General features: G+C 70.4%; 17 protein-coding genes. 11 read left to right on the forward strand and 6 right to left on the reverse strand.

What is annotated here, in order from left to right:
• Positions 1-26: 26 nt before the first annotated feature.
• The 3 genes from JUB13_RS11985 to JUB13_RS11995 all read left to right on the forward strand — a co-directional run bounded on the left by JUB13_RS11985 (position 27) and on the right by JUB13_RS11995 (position 2,286).
• Positions 27-1,448 (forward strand): GH1 family beta-glucosidase, encoded by a 1,422-nt coding sequence (locus tag JUB13_RS11985; RefSeq protein ID WP_207479094.1) that lies wholly within the window; start codon positions 27-29, stop codon positions 1,446-1,448.
• Positions 1,449-1,556: 108 nt separating this feature from the next.
• A complete protein-coding gene (locus tag JUB13_RS11990) occupies positions 1,557-1,907 on the forward strand; it encodes a putative quinol monooxygenase (RefSeq protein ID WP_207479096.1) in 351 nt (116 codons plus the stop codon).
• 103 nt (positions 1,908-2,010) lie between these two features.
• Positions 2,011-2,286 (forward strand): HU family DNA-binding protein, encoded by a 276-nt coding sequence (locus JUB13_RS11995; protein WP_207479098.1) that lies wholly within the window; start codon positions 2,011-2,013, stop codon positions 2,284-2,286.
• Between the two features lie 150 nt (positions 2,287-2,436).
• On the opposite strand, the gene JUB13_RS12000 is transcribed toward JUB13_RS11995, so the two are convergent.
• A complete protein-coding gene (locus JUB13_RS12000) occupies positions 2,437-2,610 on the reverse strand; it encodes a hypothetical protein (RefSeq protein ID WP_207479100.1) in 174 nt (57 codons plus the stop codon).
• A 451-nt stretch (positions 2,611-3,061) separates the two neighbouring features.
• Between JUB13_RS12000 and JUB13_RS12005 the strand changes: the two genes are divergently transcribed.
• The 8 genes from JUB13_RS12005 (at position 3,062) to JUB13_RS12040 (ending at position 9,727) form a co-directional block, all read left to right on the forward strand.
• Positions 3,062-4,042 (forward strand): alpha/beta hydrolase family protein, encoded by a 981-nt coding sequence (locus JUB13_RS12005; RefSeq protein WP_207479102.1) that lies wholly within the window; start codon positions 3,062-3,064, stop codon positions 4,040-4,042.
• Between the two features lie 203 nt (positions 4,043-4,245).
• Positions 4,246-5,277 carry an ABC transporter substrate-binding protein gene (locus JUB13_RS12010; protein WP_207479104.1) on the forward strand — a complete coding sequence of 344 codons (1,032 nt, stop codon included), beginning with the start codon at positions 4,246-4,248 and terminating at the stop codon, positions 5,275-5,277.
• Positions 5,278-5,308: 31 nt separating this feature from the next.
• On the forward strand, positions 5,309-6,109 hold the full coding sequence (locus JUB13_RS12015) for an ABC transporter ATP-binding protein (protein WP_207479106.1): 801 nt from the start codon (positions 5,309-5,311) through the stop codon (positions 6,107-6,109).
• Positions 6,106-6,882 carry an ABC transporter permease gene (locus JUB13_RS12020; RefSeq protein WP_207479109.1) on the forward strand — a complete coding sequence of 259 codons (777 nt, stop codon included), beginning with the start codon at positions 6,106-6,108 and terminating at the stop codon, positions 6,880-6,882. The genes JUB13_RS12015 and JUB13_RS12020 overlap by 4 nt, the downstream gene beginning before the upstream one ends.
• Before the next feature lie 639 nt (positions 6,883-7,521).
• On the forward strand, positions 7,522-8,004 hold the full coding sequence (locus JUB13_RS12025) for a hypothetical protein (protein WP_207479111.1): 483 nt from the start codon (positions 7,522-7,524) through the stop codon (positions 8,002-8,004).
• Positions 8,005-8,199: 195 nt separating this feature from the next.
• Positions 8,200-8,781: a TetR/AcrR family transcriptional regulator gene (locus JUB13_RS12030; protein ID WP_207479113.1), complete on the forward strand. Its 582-nt coding sequence runs from the start codon at positions 8,200-8,202 to the stop codon at positions 8,779-8,781.
• 37 nt (positions 8,782-8,818) lie between these two features.
• Positions 8,819-9,103 (forward strand): YciI family protein, encoded by a 285-nt coding sequence (locus JUB13_RS12035; RefSeq protein ID WP_207479115.1) that lies wholly within the window; start codon positions 8,819-8,821, stop codon positions 9,101-9,103.
• 3 nt (positions 9,104-9,106) lie between these two features.
• Complete coding sequence (locus tag JUB13_RS12040) at positions 9,107-9,727, forward strand: DNA-3-methyladenine glycosylase I (RefSeq protein ID WP_207479117.1); 621 nt, start codon at positions 9,107-9,109, stop codon at positions 9,725-9,727.
• A gap of 82 nt (positions 9,728-9,809) precedes the next feature.
• Here JUB13_RS12040 and JUB13_RS12045 read toward each other — a convergent pair whose 3' ends face one another.
• The 5 genes from JUB13_RS12045 to JUB13_RS12065 are packed head-to-tail and all read right to left on the reverse strand — an operon-like array spanning position 9,810 to position 14,868.
• Positions 9,810-11,165 (reverse strand): 3-carboxy-cis,cis-muconate cycloisomerase, encoded by a 1,356-nt coding sequence (locus tag JUB13_RS12045; protein ID WP_207479119.1) that lies wholly within the window; start codon positions 11,163-11,165, stop codon positions 9,810-9,812.
• Between the two features lie 17 nt (positions 11,166-11,182).
• Positions 11,183-11,980: a 3-oxoadipate enol-lactonase gene (pcaD, locus tag JUB13_RS12050; RefSeq protein WP_207479121.1), complete on the reverse strand. Its 798-nt coding sequence runs from the start codon at positions 11,978-11,980 to the stop codon at positions 11,183-11,185.
• Positions 11,981-11,999: 19 nt separating this feature from the next.
• A complete protein-coding gene (pcaF, locus tag JUB13_RS12055; protein WP_207479123.1) occupies positions 12,000-13,199 on the reverse strand; it encodes a 3-oxoadipyl-CoA thiolase in 1,200 nt (399 codons plus the stop codon).
• Between the two features lie 2 nt (positions 13,200-13,201).
• Positions 13,202-13,993, reverse strand: a complete 792-nt coding sequence (locus JUB13_RS12060; protein WP_207479125.1) for a CoA-transferase subunit beta — start codon at positions 13,991-13,993, stop codon at positions 13,202-13,204.
• Positions 13,993-14,868 (reverse strand): CoA transferase subunit A, encoded by an 876-nt coding sequence (locus JUB13_RS12065; RefSeq protein ID WP_236024909.1) that lies wholly within the window; start codon positions 14,866-14,868, stop codon positions 13,993-13,995. Before JUB13_RS12065 ends, JUB13_RS12060 begins: the two co-directional genes overlap by 1 nt.
• Positions 14,869-14,888: the final 20 nt, after the last annotated feature.

Consider the following 14,888-nt stretch of genomic DNA (forward strand, 5'->3'; position numbering starts at 1 on the left):
TCGAGAGATGGGGCGGAAGCCGGACCATGCGGCGCAGATCCTTCCTGGCGGGGCTGGCGGCGGCTGGCGCGGCGGCGGGGGTGAGGCCCGTAGGCGCGGCCACGGCCACGCCTTCCGCCCGATTCCCGGACGGCTTCGTCTGGGGCTGCTCCACCTCCTCCTACCAGATCGAGGGGGCCGCCCAGGCCGACGGCCGCGGGCCCAGCATCTGGGACACCTTCAGCCGGACGCCGGGGAAGGTCGCGCGGGGCGAGACAGGCGACGTCGCCTGCGACCATTACAACCGCTGGCCCGAGGATCTCGACCTGATGGCGCGGGCCGGCATGCGGGCCTACCGGTTCTCGATCGCCTGGCCGCGGGTCCTGCCCGAGGGGACCGGGGCGGTCAACACCCGTGGCCTCGACTTCTACGACCGGCTCGTGGACGGCATGCTGGCGCGCGGGATCGCGCCCTGGGCATGCCTCTACCATTGGGACCTGCCCCAGGCGCTCCAGGACCGGGGCGGGTGGGGCAGCCGCGATATCGCAGGCTGGTTCGCGGACTATGCGCTCGTCGTCGCCGCGCGGCTCGGCGACCGGGTCCGGCATTGGGCGATGCTGAACGAGCCCTCGGTCGTCTCGATCTTCGGGCACGGCCTAGGCGGCCATGCGCCGGGCCTGACCGGCCGGGCATCGTGCATGGCGGCGCTGCACCACCAGAACCTCGCCCAGGGCACCGCCCTGAAGGCCATGCGCGCCGCGGGCAGCAACTGGCGCCTCGGCACGGTGCTGAGCCTGCAGCCGACATGGCCGGCCGCAGGCGGCGGGCCGGAGGACCGCAAGGCTGCGGCGCTGTGGGACGCGGTGTGGAACAGGGCCTGCCTGGACCCGCTGCTGCTCGGCGGCTATCCTGACCTGCTGGCGGCGGACTTCGCGCCGCTGCTGCGCCCGGGAGACCTGGAGGCAATTCGGCAGCCCATCGACTTCCTCGGCGTCAACTACTACAGCCGCATGCACCAGCGGATCGATCCCGGCGGCCTGGTCGGCACCGGCTTCGGCTCCGCGCCCGAGGGGACGCGGCATACCGGCATGGGCTGGCCCGTCGAGCCCGACGGTCTGGTCGAGCAGCTCCTGGAGCTGCGCGAGCGCTACGGCAATCCCGAGGTCTACGTCACGGAGAACGGCGCGTCCTACCAGGACGCGCCGGGCCGCGACGGGCGGGTCGAGGATTCCGAGCGGATCGCCTTCATCCGCGGCCATCTCGACGCGGCGGCAAGGGCCATCGCCCAGGGCGCCAATCTCAAGGGCTGGTTCGTCTGGACGTTGCTCGACAACTTCGAATGGGCCGAGGGCTATGGGCCGCGCTTCGGGCTGGTGGAGGTCGACCGCCAGACGCTGGAGCGGCGGCCCAAGGCCAGCTACGACTGGTACGCCGCGGCCGTCCGCGCGAACGCCGCACCGCCGGGCTGATTCACAACGACCGTTACCTCCGAGGTCATCGCCTTCCGTCCTTCGGGCTGCTTCCATGGCGGCGCGGCGCGTTCGGCGCCGCGTCGCAGGATGCGCATGGAGGACTCGATGGAAAGCGCCGCACCAGGACCCGTCACCTTCGTGGTCGGGCTGCACGTCAAGGAAGGGCGCGAGGACGAGTTCCTGGCCCTGCTCACGCCGGTGCTCGACGCGATGCGCGGAGAGAGCACCTTCATAAACGCCGTGCTGCACCGGGACGCGGCGGATCCCGCCAGCTTCATGATCTACGAGACCTGGGCCGACCTGACGGATGTCGTGGAGGTCCAGATTAAGCGCCCTTACCGTGCGGCCTACGAGGCGGCCCTGCCGGAAATCCTGCGGACCCCGCGCGAGGTCCGGATCTGGCGGCCGCTTCGCGGCGATTTCGCGTGCAAAACCCCACCTCTTACTAACGGCTAGGTAAGGATCGGCGTCTACGGTCTGCCATGGAACGGGAAATTTGCGGCAGGCCGGGCCGGCGCCGCGTCCCGTTCGCGACAGTCAACGCAACAGGAGCCGATCCATGAACCAGTCCGATCTCGTCGCCCACGTCGCCCAGGCCGCGGGTCTCCAGAAGTCCCAAGCCGCCAAGGCGGTAGAGGCCGTCTTCGCCGGCATCACCGAGACCCTGAAGAAGGGTGGCGACGTGCGTCTGGTCGGCTTCGGCTCCTTCTCGGTCGGCCAGCGCGCCGCGCGCGAGGGCCGGAACCCCCGCACCGGCGAGACCATCAAGATCGCCGCCTCCAAGCAGCCGAAGTTCTCGGCCGGCAAGGGCCTGAAGGACGCCCTGAACGGCTGAGGCCTCTGGCCGTCTGGCCGCGGACCATCAGGTCCCGGACCGGCGGGCCGCCCACAGGGGCGGCCCGCCGGTCGCTGGGACAATCCCGTCTTCGCTCCGGTCCCGCCCGGGACACACTTCGCCCCGGATACCGCCCTCGGCATGTGCGCGTCAGCACCAGAGCGCCGCGGCGACGAACAGCCCGCCGGCAAGCTGCAGGGCGCCGCCGGCGACCAGCGCCGCCGTCTCCAGGCGCTTCGCACAGTCCCAATCGTATGACCAGAGCGCGCCGGCTCCGAGAAACGACAGGGCGGCGAGCAGCAGGCAGATGACGTATGAAGGCATGGCCGGTCTGTTGCGCCGAAGTAATTGTTTGTGATAATGCGATCTGAGGAACGGAGATCCGACGTGCGTGCGTCGAAATCCATTTTTATAATTTAGACTACGAACTTTTTGCGGGACCGTGCCGAAGACGGACTTGTAATGGATCCGTCACTTGAAGTTTGCGGCTCATGATACTCGGGGTTGGCCTGGAGTCCAGGCGTTTGTGTCGCGAATTCTGCATGCAGAATCTTGTCTCGCCGACAGAGTTACTGGGGTGCTCTTCAGATGTCCCTGCAAGTCGGTGGTCGGAGCCAGCCGCGCTCCCGGCGCTTCATGGCGCCGCCCAAGGTCTGCTATTCCTTCCTGCATGATTCCGTCTGGAGCCGAATCCGGCACAGGAGGAGGGAGGCGGCCTGCCCGAAGGCTGCGCGGTATTCTGCCCGCGCTGGCCTGCGCCGCGATTCTGGCCGTCATGGACCCTGCGGCCGCGGCCGAGATGGTCGGCGTGCGGAAGGCAACGGCCTCCCTCCCGGGGAGGAGCATCGACATCACCCTGTGGTATCCCGCGGCGCCGGGCGGAACTCCCGTGCTGATCGGCGAAAGCGCGGTCTTTCGCGGCGTTCCCGGGCAGCGCGACGCGCCGGTGGCCCAGGGACATTTCCCGCTTCTCGTCCTCTCGCATGGCGGGATCAGGTCCGCGCCCGATCTCACCGCCTGGATCGCGTGGCGACTGGCGTCCCAGGGCTTTGTCGTAGGCGCCGCCCGGGGGCCGCGGGCGGACGACGCGCAGGCAGCCGTTGCCGAGATCTCGTTGCGGCCTGGGGATCTTTCCGCGGCGCTTACGGCTATGATGGAAGACCCGGGCTTGGCGGGACGGCTGGATACCCGGCGGGTCGGCGTCCTCGGTTTCCAGCTTGGCGGCACGGCGGCGCTTGCCCTCGCGGGAGCGCGGCTCGATGCCGACGCCTACAGACGGTCCTGCGGGGAGGGCGGGGCGGGGCTGGATTGCGAATGGCTCGCGGAGATCGGCGCCGATCTCCGCAGCGTCGATGGCGCGCTGCTGTCGCGATCCCATCTGGACCCGCGCGTACGGGCTGTCGTCGCCGTAGACCCGGAGGGCAGCACGAGCTTCACGTCGGAGAGCCTGTCGGAGATCGCCGTTCCGACGGAGGTCATCAGTCTCGGCCCCGCCGGCGAGACAAAGCCGCCCTTGGACGCATCCGGGCTGCAGGGGGCGATTCCGGGTTCCGGGTATGTCGTGGTGCCCGAGGCGACGCCGTACAGCGCGTTCGGCGCCTGCAAGCCCCAGGGCGTACGTATCCTCCAGGAGGAGGGCGAGAGCGACGCCATCTGCCGCGATCACGACGGCCAGACGCGCGAGAGCGTCCAGGCCCGGCTGGCGGCGCTGATAACCGCCGCCTTCCGTAGAAGCCTGACGCCGGCCCAACGCTGACCGGGCTGCCGGACCCGAGGCGATCAGCGCCGTACTGACCATTGCCGCGGCAGGGGCAGGCGGAAATGCCCAAAACTAAGGCGATCTTGCGCGGTGCCGGATCGGCTGCCCATGCATTGGGGAGCGGAGCCACGCTGGCATGCCGGTTGCGAACCCCCTGCGGCATCGCGCCGGATCTGGCGCGCCTACACGGAGCAGGTGAAATGGCCTTCGGAACGGTCCGGTCCTGGATGATGGGGGTGGGGCTCGCTGCCGGCCTCGGCTTAGCGGCAGGCGGTGCGGGCGCCCAGACGCCCGTCAAGTTCACCCTCGACTGGAAGTTCGAGGGGCCGGCCGCGCCCTTCCTGATCGCGCAGGACAAGGGCTACTTCAAGGCCGAGGGGCTCGACGTCACCATCGATTCCGGAAACGGATCGGCGGGTGCCGTCACCCGCGTCGCCAGCGGCGCCTATGACATCGCCATGGCCGACATCAACTCGATGATGGAGTTCAACGACAAGAACCCCGACAAGGCGATGAAGGCCGTCTTCATTGTCTACGACGTGCCGCCCTTCTCGATCTTCTCCCTGAAGAAGTCGGGTATCGCCAAGCCGTCGGACCTCGCCGGAAAGACGCTTGGGGCGCCGGTCTTCGACGCACCGCGCAAGCTGTTCGCGGCCTATGCGAAGGCGATCGGCATCGAGGCCGACGCGGTCACGTGGAAATCCATGGACCCCCCGCTGCGCGAGCCGATGCTGGCGCGCGGCGAGGTCGACGCGATCTCGGGCTTCTACTTCACGAGCCTGCTGAACCTGCGGGCCGCCGGCGTCGCCGAGAAGGACCTGACCGTGTTCAACTACGCCGATGCCGGCATCACTCTCTATGGCAACGCGCTGATCCCGGCACCCAGGCTGGCGGCCGAGAACCCGGCAGCGGTTAAGGGCTTCCTCCGGGCGGTCGCGAAGGGCTGGCGCGACGTGATCGCGGACCCCGAGGGCGGCATCGCCGCGATCCGCAAGCGCGATCCGCTGGTCGACCCCGCGCTTGAGCTCGAGCGTCTGAAGATGGCCATTGCCATGTGCGTCGATACGCCGGACGTGAAGGCCAACGGGATGGGCGGCGTGCGCGCCGACCGGCTGGGAACCGCCATCGACCAGGTCTCGCTGGCCTTCGGCTTCGCGAAGAAGCCGGGCCCCGATGCCGTCTTCGACGCATCCTTCCTGCCCGCCGCCGCGGACCGGAAGGTGACGCCGTGACGGGCGGCGCCCGGGCGGGCGGGAGGCCCGATTGAGCGCTGCCTTCGTGGAACTGGACCGGGTGACGCTGCGCTATGGCCAGGGCGACACGCTGGCCCTCTCGGAGACGACGCTGAAGATCGGCCGCGGCGAGTTCATCGCCGTGGTCGGCCCCAGCGGATGCGGAAAATCCTCGCTGCTGAAGCTCGTCTCGGGGCTGATGCCGCCCTCGAGCGGCGGGGTCGCCGTCGCGGGCTCCGAGGTGAGGGGGCCGCTCAAGATCGTCGGCATGGCCTTCCAGAACCCGACGCTGCTGCCCTGGCGCACGACGCTGGCGAACGTGATGCTGCCGCTGGAGATCGTGCAGCCGCACCGCGGTCGCCTGCGCGCGAACCGGCGGGAGTACGAGGACCAGGCGCGGCGTATCCTGGCCGGCGTCGGCCTGGCCGGATTCGAGGACAAGTTCCCTTGGCAGCTCTCGGGCGGGATGCAGCAACGCGCCTCGCTGTGCCGCGCCCTGATCCACGAGCCGCAGCTCCTGATGCTCGACGAGCCGTTTGGGGCGCTGGACGCCTTCACGCGCGAGGAGCTCTGGGCGATCCTGCAGTCGCTCTGGATGGAGCGACCCTTCACGGTCGTCCTGGTGACCCACGATCTGCGCGAGGCGGCTTTCCTGGCCGACACCATCTACGTGATGAGCAAGCGTCCCGGACGCATCGTCCATCTGCGCCGCAACCCGCTGGCGCGCCCGCGCACTCTCGAGACGACGTTCACGCCCGAATTCACGGAACTCGTCCACGAGCTGCGCAACCACATCAGCGCGGTGCGCGCTGCCGAGGAGGAGGCTCCGTGAACCCCGTCCTGCGCCGGATCCTCACCCGCTGGGCGCCGCTGTGGTCCGCCCTGGGCCTCTTCGCCGCCTGGGAGCTGGCGTGCCGCGCCTTCGGCATCCCGGAATACGTCCTGCCGACGCCCTCGGCGAGCTTCGCGGCGGCCTGGACTTTCCGCGAGGCGATCTGGATGCATGCCGCGCAGACGCTGGCAACGACGCTTGCGGGCTTCGCGCTGGCCGTGGTGTTCGGGGTGGTCCTGGGCGTGCTGGTCGGCTCGTCGCGCGCCGCCTACACGGCGCTGAACCCGCTGCTGATCGGCTTCAACAGCGTGCCGAAGGTTGCGGTCGTGCCGGTCCTGGTGATGTGGTTCGGGATCGGCACCGTCCCTGCGGTGATCACCGCTTTCCTGATCAGCTTCTTCCCGATCGTCGTCAATGTCGCGACGGGGCTCGCGACGCTGGAGCCGGAGCTCCGCGATGTGCTGCGCTCCCTGGGCGCCACCCGCGCCGACATCCTGCTGAAGGTCGGGTTCCCGCGGGCTCTGCCCTTCTTCTTCGCATCGCTGAAGGTCGCGGTGACGCTGGCCTTCGTGGGCTCCGTCATGTCCGAGACGGTCGCCTCGAACCTCGGCGTCGGCTACCTGATGATGTCGGCGAGCTCGCGCTTCAACATGGCGCTCGTCTTCGCGGGCCTGCTGGTCATCGCGGCGATGGGCATCGCCATGTACGAGCTGTTCTCGGTGGTCGAGCGCCGCTCGACCCGCTGGGCGCACCGCGGCACCGAAGGCGGCTGAGGCTCGCGGCCAGCCGCGGGGGGCGATAAACCGCTGCGCTTCGTCGAGATCGTCGATGGCCATAACGCGAGCGCGGCTACCTGGTTCTGGGAGCTCCGCTACCGGCTGCATATCGTCGACTCCGCCGACGGCGTCTTCAAACCTCGCTGGGCGGTCCTGTCGCCGATGCCGGCGGTCTTCGCCGGCGCCGGCTCTGGCTCTCGTGGGCGCGGCAGGGAGGGGCGCAGCGCTGGCGCCGTCGGCACGAACGGGCGGCCCAGCAAGCGGCAATAGGGGGCAGGTTGCGGCATCGTTAATGCGAAGTTAATCAAATTTCGCCAGGCTGGATCCGACGTCGCCTGCCTCGGGGTGCGCGCCATGGTTCTTTTCCGCCGCAAGAAGTCCCTGCCGCCATCCGCGACGCCCGCGCAGCCCGTGCTGGCAGATCCGCCCCTAAGCCCCGCGGGCGAGAGGCAGCCCCACGGCCAGGAGCCGGCCGAAGCCGGCGAGCCTTCCGTCGACCTGGCCGCCGTGCTCCGGGAACTCGTCCCTGCCTTTGGAGGACAATTCATGACCCCTGCGCCTCGGAAGTCCGACGTCCCGCATGCGGATCATCCGCCGGCAGAGACGAGGGTGCCTGCTGAGATGAGGGCCACGGAAATGAGGGCTGCGGAGACGAGGGCGGCCGCGGCCGCGCCGGCCAGCGCGGCCGAACGCGGCACCGCGATGCCGGCCCCGGCAGCTCCCGCCGCGTCGGTCCAGGGCGCGGAGCCGCGGGGAATGGTCCTCGTCGAGCGGGCGAGCGCCGTGGTGACGGCACTGGGCGAGGGCGACGCCGCCGCGCGAGTCGCGGGGTTCGGGCACGAGATCGAGCGCGTTGCCTCCTTCGTGGGACGACAGGCAGTCGAACTCGATGCCGCGCGTCTGGCCGCCGCCAAGCTCGGCGCCGACAACCAGCGCCTGACCGACGAGAACCAGCAGATGCGCGCGCTGCTGCAGGCGATCCTCGAGGCGGTGGAGGCCGACCGGCGCCGTACCGCCGAGGCGATGGACGGGCTCGCCGCCCAGATGAGGCGGCTCGGCAGCCTGGTCGGGTGCAACATCGACGAACGCTCCGCGTCGGGCCGCCAAGCCGCGCTCTGACACGCGTCGCCGGATCCAGGAGAGGGCCAGGACCGCGTTCCCCGGGCGCATGGCCATGCCCGTTGACTTTGTCGGACATTCGTCCTACAACGCTGTAGGTCAGTCGTCCTACTGACGTGCCTGCAGCACCGGTTCCGGAGGATCGGTGCGGGTCCGCAGGTCGGGCATCTCGCGGAGTCCTGGGGGCCTGCATTCATGAGCGCCGAGAGCACGCGCCAGGAAATCGTGAAGGCTGCCGACCGGCTCTTCTACGAGCGGGGGTTCGAGGCGACGTCCTTCGCTGATATCGCCGCAGCCGTGCGTCTTTCGCGCGGCAACTTCTATTATCACTTCAAGACGAAGAACGACATTCTCGACGCGGTGATCGCCCTTCGGCTGGCGAATACCGGCAGGATGCTGGAGGCTTGGGAGTCCGCGACGGACGATCCGGCCGAGCGCATCCGCAGCTTCATCCGTATCCTTGTGATGAACCGGGCGAAGATCCTGCTCTACGGTTGCCCGGTCGGATCGCTCTGCAACGAGCTGGCCAAGCTCCACCACGCTGCCAAGGACGACGCAACCAGTCTCTTCACGCTTTTCCGCGACTGGCTGGCCCGCCAGTTCTCGGCGCTCGGGCGCGAGGCCGAGTCCGATGCCCTCGCCATGCACGTCCTGATGCGGAGCCAGGGCGTCGCGATCCTCGCGACGGCGTTCGGGGACGACGACTTCATCGACCGCGAGGTGGAGGAGATGTGCGCATGGCTGGAAGCGCAGCGTCCCGCCGCGGACCATTCCTGATCCGTTCCCCGCTCTCACGAAAAAGGAGTTCCGCCACGTGTTTGTCGTCACGCTCAGGCTTTCCGCCAACAAGGCGCAGGCCGCCCGGCACATGGACGGGCACAACGCCTGGATCAGGCGCGGCTTCGAGGATGGCATCTTCCTTCTGACCGGCAGCCTTCAGGGTGGTGGCGGCGCAGTCTTCGCGCACAACCTCTCGCGGGAGGATCTCGAGGCGCGTCTCAAAGACGACCCGTTCGTCGCGGAGCAGGTCGTCGAAGCCGATATCCTCGAGATCGCGCCGGGCCGTACCGACGAGCGCCTGGCTTTCCTGAAGGCCTGAACCGTGAGCGAGACGATCCCCGGACCCGATGGAAGGCCCCGCTGCCGGTGGTGCGCGGCGGCGCCCGAGTTCTATGCCTATCACGACACGGAATGGGGCTTTCCCGTCGATGACGATCGGCGGCTGTTCGAGAAGCTGTGCCTGGAGAGCTTCCAGTCGGGCCTGAGCTGGCGCACCATCCTCGCGAAGCGCGAGAACTTCCGCGCTGCGTTCGAGGGATTCGAGTTCGAGCGGGTCGCTGCCTTCACGGAGGCGGACATCGAGCGACTGCTGGGGAACGAAGGCATCGTCCGGCATCGCGGCAAGATCGAAGCCGTCATCAACAATGCACGGCGCGCCCGAGACCTCGTGAAGCAGGAAGGATCGCTGGCGGCCTATGTCTGGCGCTTCGAGCCTTCGGCCGAGGAGCTGCGGGCGCCGCAGACCGCCTCCGCGTCCGCGGCGTCGATCGCCATGTCCAAGGACCTGAAGAAGCGCGGCTGGGCCTTCGTCGGCCCGACGACCGTCTATGCCTTCATGCAGGCCATGGGGCTCATCAACGACCACGTCGAAGGCTGTGCCATGCGCGTTCCGGTGGAGCAGGCCAGGGCAGCATTCCGACGCCCGGGCTCGCTTGCGCCATGATCGCGACCTCCGTTGCCGCGCCCTGCCGGGACCGCTGCGTCTTCGCTGGCAACGCCCCTGCGCGGTCGATGGCGTCTCGCGGTCAGCCGCACCTTCCGGCGAGGACGCGGTCCACGAAGGCGTCGGCGGCGCCCACATAGTTCAGGGGGTCGAAAAGGCGGTCGAGGGCCTCCACGTCGAGCAGCTCCGTGACCTGGGGGTCCTCCTCCAGCACCGCGCGCAGGGATCGGCCTTCCTCCGCCGCGCGCCGGCTGGCGGCAGAGACGCGCTCATGCGCCGCCATGCGTCCCATCCGCTCGCCCAGGGCCATGGTCACGGCCTCTGCCATGATCAGGCCGCGCGTGATGCCGATGTCGGCGCGCAGCCGCTCGGCGTCGATCTCCAGGCCCGAGACGATCTCGGCCGCCTGGTGCGCGGACCCCGCGACGAGGCGGCACAGGTCGGGCAGGGCCTGCCATTCGGCATGCCAACCGCCCAGTCCCCGCTCGTGCTCCTGCACCATGCCGGCCAGCAGCCCGGAGACGAGCGCGGGCGCCCGCACCGCCGCCGCCAGCAGGACGGCCGCGCCCACGGGGTTGCGCTTGTGCGGCATGGTCGAGGAGCCGCCGCGTCCGGGCGCCGCGGGCTCGAAGGCCTCGGCCACCTCGGTCTGCATCATCAGCGACAGGTCGCGCCCGAGCTTGCCCAGCGTCCCCGCCAGGAGGCCCAGGGCCGTCGCGGTCTCGACCACCCGGTCGCGGGCGGCGTGCCAGGGCAGGGCGGGCAGCGGAAGGTCCAGCTCTTCGGCCAGCGCCTCGGCGACGGGCATGGCCTTCGGGCCGAGGGCGGCCAGCGTGCCGGCGGCGCCGCCGAACTGCAGCGCAAGCCTTTCGCCGGCCGCGGCAAGCCGGGCGCGGTCCCGGCGCAGGGCGTCCAGCCAGCCCGCGGCCTTCAGGCCGAGGGTGGTCGGCAGGGCGTGCTGCAGCCAGGTCCGCGCGATCATGGGCGTGCCGCGGTGCCGGTCGGCCAGCTCCGCCAGCGCGCGGTCGAGCCGGCCGAGATCCGCGTCCAGCCCGTCCGCGAAGGTGCGGAGCTGCAGCACCAGCCCGGTGTCCATGGCATCCTGGCTGGTCGCGCCCCAATGCACGAAGCGCGCGGCCTCGGCATCGGTCGCCTTCACCCGTCGGGTCAGGTGCTTGACCATCGGGATTGCGGTGTTGCCGGCCAGGGCGGCCTCGGCCCCGAGCTCCCCGAGGTCGTAGAGCTCGGCCCGGCATGCCGCCGCGATGGGCCCGACCGCCTCGGTGGGGATCACGCCGGCGCGCGCCTCGGCCCGGGCGAGGGCCGCCTCGAAATCCAGCATGCCCTGGAGCCTCCGCCGCGGCGAGAAGGCCACGGCCGCGGCGGGGGTGGTGAAGAGCGGGTCGAGCAGCGGATCGCCGAAGGCAGGGTCGGTCATGCCCTTTCCCTCCTGGTTCAGGCGGCGATCCCGTCGAGGAAGCCGCGGATCTGGCGGGCCAGCGCGTCCGGCTGCTCCATGCAGGGGATGTGCGAAGCCGAGGGGATCAGCGCGAAGCTGGCGCCCGGAATGGCGCGGGCGGTCGCCTCGACGAGGTCGGGCGGCGTCGCCAAGTCCTGGTCCCCCGCGAGCACCAGCGTGGGGCAGGCGATCCGCGCGTCGTCGGCGGCGAGGTCGGCGTCGCGCACCGCCAGCGCGCAGCCGATATAGCCCTCCACCGGCGTCCGGGTCATCATGTTCACGGCGCCCTGGACGATCTCGGGCCGATCCGCGCGGAAGCGCGGGGTGAACCACCGCTCCATCACGGCGTCGGCGATGCTCTCGATCCCGTTGGCCCGGATCGCCGCCACCCGGGCATCCCAGTTGGAGGGCGGCCCGATGCGGTTGGCCGTGTCGCACAGGATCAGCGAGGCGACCCGGTCCGGCGCGGTGACGCCCAGCTTTTGCGCGACCATCCCGCCGATCGACAGGCCGCAGACATGGACGCGTCCGATGCCCAGCGCGTCGAGCAGCGCCAGCGCGTCCCCGGCCAGCACGTCGATGGAATAGCCGGCACCGGCGGGCGGCGCATCGGTCATGCCGTGGCCCCGCATGTCGTAGCGCAGGATCCGGTAGCGCCCGGCCAGCGCCGGCATGACGGGATCCCAGACATGCAGGTTGGTGCCGAGCGAATTCGAGAACAGGACCGTCGGCGCCCCCTCGGGCGCGGTCAGATCGTAATGGACGGTCAGTCCGCCCGCTCGGACGAAGGGCATGGCACTCTCCCGGTCGGTTTCAGACCTTCTCGATGACCAGGGCAATGCCCTGGCCGACACCGATGCACATGGTGCACAGCGCGCGTCGGGCGCCGCTGCGCTCCAGCTGGCTGAGGGCGGTCGCGGCAAGGCGCGCCCCGCTCATGCCCAACGGATGGCCCAGCGCGATGGCACCGCCCCAGGGGTTCACGTGATCGGCCTCGTCCGGCAGGCCGAGCTCGCGCAGAACCGCGAGGGCCTGCGCCGCAAAGGCCTCGTTCAGCTCGATCAGGTCGATCTGCCCCAGGGTCAGTCCCGTGCGCTCGAGAAGCTTGCGGGTGGCGGGGACGGGGCCGATCCCCATGATGCGCGGCGGAACGCCCGCGCTCGCCGCGGCGACGACGCGTGCCCGCGGCGTCAGGCCGTGACGGCGCGCGGCCTCCTCCGAGGCGAGGATCAGCGCCGCAGCGCCGTCGTTCACGCCCGAGGCGTTGCCGGCCGTGACCGTGCCGCCGGGCCGCACGATGGGCTTGAGCCCGGCCAGGGCCTCCAGCGTCGTCTCGCGGGGATGCTCGTCCCGCTCCAACACCGTGTCGCCTTTCCGCCCGCGGATGGTCACCGGCACCAGCTCGGCGGCAAGAAGCCCCTCCCGGATCGCGTGGGCCGCCCGCTGCTGGCTGCGCAGCGCGAAGGCGTCCTGGTCCGCACGGCCGATCCCGAACTGCTCGGCGACGTTCTCGGCGGTCTCGGGCATGGAATCGACGCCGTAGGCCTCCTTCATGCGGGGGTTCACGAAGCGCCAGCCGATCGTGGTGTCGTGGACCTCCATGGCCCGCGAGAAGGCGGCCTCGGCCTTGGGCATCACGAAGGGCGCGCGGCTCATGCTCTCGACGCCGCCCGCGACCATCAGCCCGGCCTCGCCGGCCCTGATGGCGCGCGCCGCGGTCGCGATCGCATCCAGGCCGGACCCGCAGAGACGGTTCACGGTGCTGCCGCCCACCGTCTCGGGCAGGCCGGCCAGCAGCAGCGCCATGCGCGCGACGTTGCGGTTGTCCTCGCCCGCCTGGTTCGCGCAGCCGAGGATCACGTCGTCGACGGCCTGCCAGTCGACGTCCCGGTGGCGGGCCTTGAGCGCCGACAGCGGGACCGCCGCCAGATCGTCGGCGCGCACGGCCGACAGCGAGCCGCCGAAGCGGCCGATCGGGGTGCGGACTGCATCGCAGATGAAGGCTTCGGCCATGCTCATGCCTCCCCGCCGGCGGACTGCCCGTGGGCCCTGGCCGTGCGCGCGAGAAGGTCGCGCAGCGCCGCCAGCTCGTGCGGCTCCGGCGCCGCGGTCGTCCGAAGGTCCGGCGCGACCTTCAGGTCCCAGCCGGTCGCCGCCCGGACCTCCTCGACGGAAACACCGGGATGGATGCTCGTCAAGGTCAGCTCCCTGGTTACCGGGTCCGGTGTCAAGATGCCGAGGTCGGTGATCACCGCCGTCGGCCCCTTGCCGGGCAGGCGCGCCCGCTCGCGCGCGTCGCCGCCCTCGAGATACCCGGCCGAGGTGATGAAGTCGAGCTTGCCCACGAAGGCGCGCGCCGACTGCTTCAGCACGATGAACACCTCCCTGGTCTGGGCCGCGATCTCCGGCGCCCCGCCGGCGCCGGGAAGGCGCGTGCGGGGCTTCCCGTAGGGGCCGATCACCGTGGTGTTGATGTTGGCGAAGCGGTCGATCTGGGCCGCGCCCAGGAACCCCACGTCGATCCGGCCGCCCTGCAGCCAGTAGCGGAAGATCTCCGGCGTCGAGACCACGGTGTCGGCGGTCTCCGCCAGCTCGCCGTCGCCGATGGAGAGGGGCAGCACCTCGGGCTTGGCGCCGATCGGGCCGCTCTCGTAGATCAGCACGACCTCCGGGGCGTGGGTCAGCCGCGCGAGATTGGCCGCGGTCGAGGGCAGGCCGATGCCGACGAAGCAGACGGTGCCGTCCTTGAGCAGGCGGCTGGCCGCGACCGTCATCATCTCGGTCGCGCTGAAATCCTGGGTCGTCATCACGCGGCCTCCTGCCTGCGGGTCTCTTCCAGCACGCGCAGGAACCCGTCGAAATCCTCTGTCTCCTGCACGTGGCGGCGCATCCAGGCCGCGAAGCCCTCGCGCGAGCGGGCGACGGGGTCCCAGCGCTTGTAGAAGGCGTTGTCGCGGGCATAGTAACCCTGGGCATAGGACGGCATGGCGCCGCGCGGCACCGCGCAGACCGCCGAGACCACCCAGCGCGGCAGCACCACGGCGTTGGGCGGGGCGTCCAATTCGTCCACGATCTCCTCGACCGTCACGATGGCCCGCTTCGCCGCCAGCACCGCCTCCTTCTGCACGCCGACGATGCCCCACATCAGCACGTTGCCCCTGCGGTCGGCCTTCTGCGCGTGGATGATTGTCACGTCCGGCCGGATCGACGGGATCGCCGCCAGCTGCTCGCCGGTGAAGGGACAGGTGATGAACCGGATGCGGTCGTTGTGGTGCGGCAGGTCGGACCCGGCATAGCCGCGCAGCACGGCGAAGGGCAGGTTCGACGCGCCCGCCACATAGGCGTTGGCGAGGCCGGCATGGCTGTGCTCGTCGATGGCGAGCGGGTGCGGCCAGCCGTTCTCGACCGCGTCGCGCAGTCGGTGCAGCGAGCCGACGCCGGGGTTGCCGCCCCAGGAGAAGACCAGCCGAGACGCGCATCCCATTCCGATCATCTGGTCGTAGATCAGGTCGGGCGTCATGCGGACCAGCGTCAGGTCGCGGCGGCCCTGGCGGATCAGCTCGTGCCCCGCGGCATGGGGGATCAGGTGCGTGAAGCCTTCGAGCGCGACGGTGTCGCCATCGCGCACCAGGGCCGAAACCGCCTCGCGCAGGGACGTGATCGTTGACAGGGCAACCTCCATCGTGGGAGATGGTGTGCGTA

Origin of the sequence: Arenibaculum pallidiluteum, assembly GCF_017355985.1 — a bacterium.
In the GTDB taxonomy this organism is placed as follows: Bacteria; Pseudomonadota; Alphaproteobacteria; order Azospirillales; family Azospirillaceae; genus Arenibaculum; species Arenibaculum pallidiluteum.

Coding starts and splice junctions, on each gene's coding strand:
- JUB13_RS12010 (WP_207479104.1), top strand. CDS start 4,246: ATGGCCTTCGGAACGGTCCGGTCCTGGATGATGGGGGTGGGGCTCGCT.
- JUB13_RS12005 (WP_207479102.1), top strand. CDS start 3,062: ATGGACCCTGCGGCCGCGGCCGAGATGGTCGGCGTGCGGAAGGCAACG.
- JUB13_RS11985 (WP_207479094.1), top strand. CDS start 27: ATGCGGCGCAGATCCTTCCTGGCGGGGCTGGCGGCGGCTGGCGCGGCG.
- JUB13_RS11995 (WP_207479098.1), top strand. CDS start 2,011: ATGAACCAGTCCGATCTCGTCGCCCACGTCGCCCAGGCCGCGGGTCTC.
- JUB13_RS12065 (WP_236024909.1), bottom strand. CDS start 14,868: ATGGAGGTTGCCCTGTCAACGATCACGTCCCTGCGCGAGGCGGTTTCG.
- JUB13_RS12060 (WP_207479125.1), bottom strand. CDS start 13,993: ATGACGACCCAGGATTTCAGCGCGACCGAGATGATGACGGTCGCGGCC.
- pcaD (WP_207479121.1), bottom strand. CDS start 11,980: ATGCCCTTCGTCCGAGCGGGCGGACTGACCGTCCATTACGATCTGACC.
- JUB13_RS12025 (WP_207479111.1), top strand. CDS start 7,522: ATGAGGGCTGCGGAGACGAGGGCGGCCGCGGCCGCGCCGGCCAGCGCG.
- JUB13_RS12000 (WP_207479100.1), bottom strand. CDS start 2,610: ATGCCTTCATACGTCATCTGCCTGCTGCTCGCCGCCCTGTCGTTTCTC.
- JUB13_RS12045 (WP_207479119.1), bottom strand. CDS start 11,165: ATGACCGACCCTGCCTTCGGCGATCCGCTGCTCGACCCGCTCTTCACC.
- JUB13_RS12030 (WP_207479113.1), top strand. CDS start 8,200: ATGAGCGCCGAGAGCACGCGCCAGGAAATCGTGAAGGCTGCCGACCGG.
- pcaF (WP_207479123.1), bottom strand. CDS start 13,199: ATGGCCGAAGCCTTCATCTGCGATGCAGTCCGCACCCCGATCGGCCGC.
- JUB13_RS11990 (WP_207479096.1), top strand. CDS start 1,557: ATGGAAAGCGCCGCACCAGGACCCGTCACCTTCGTGGTCGGGCTGCAC.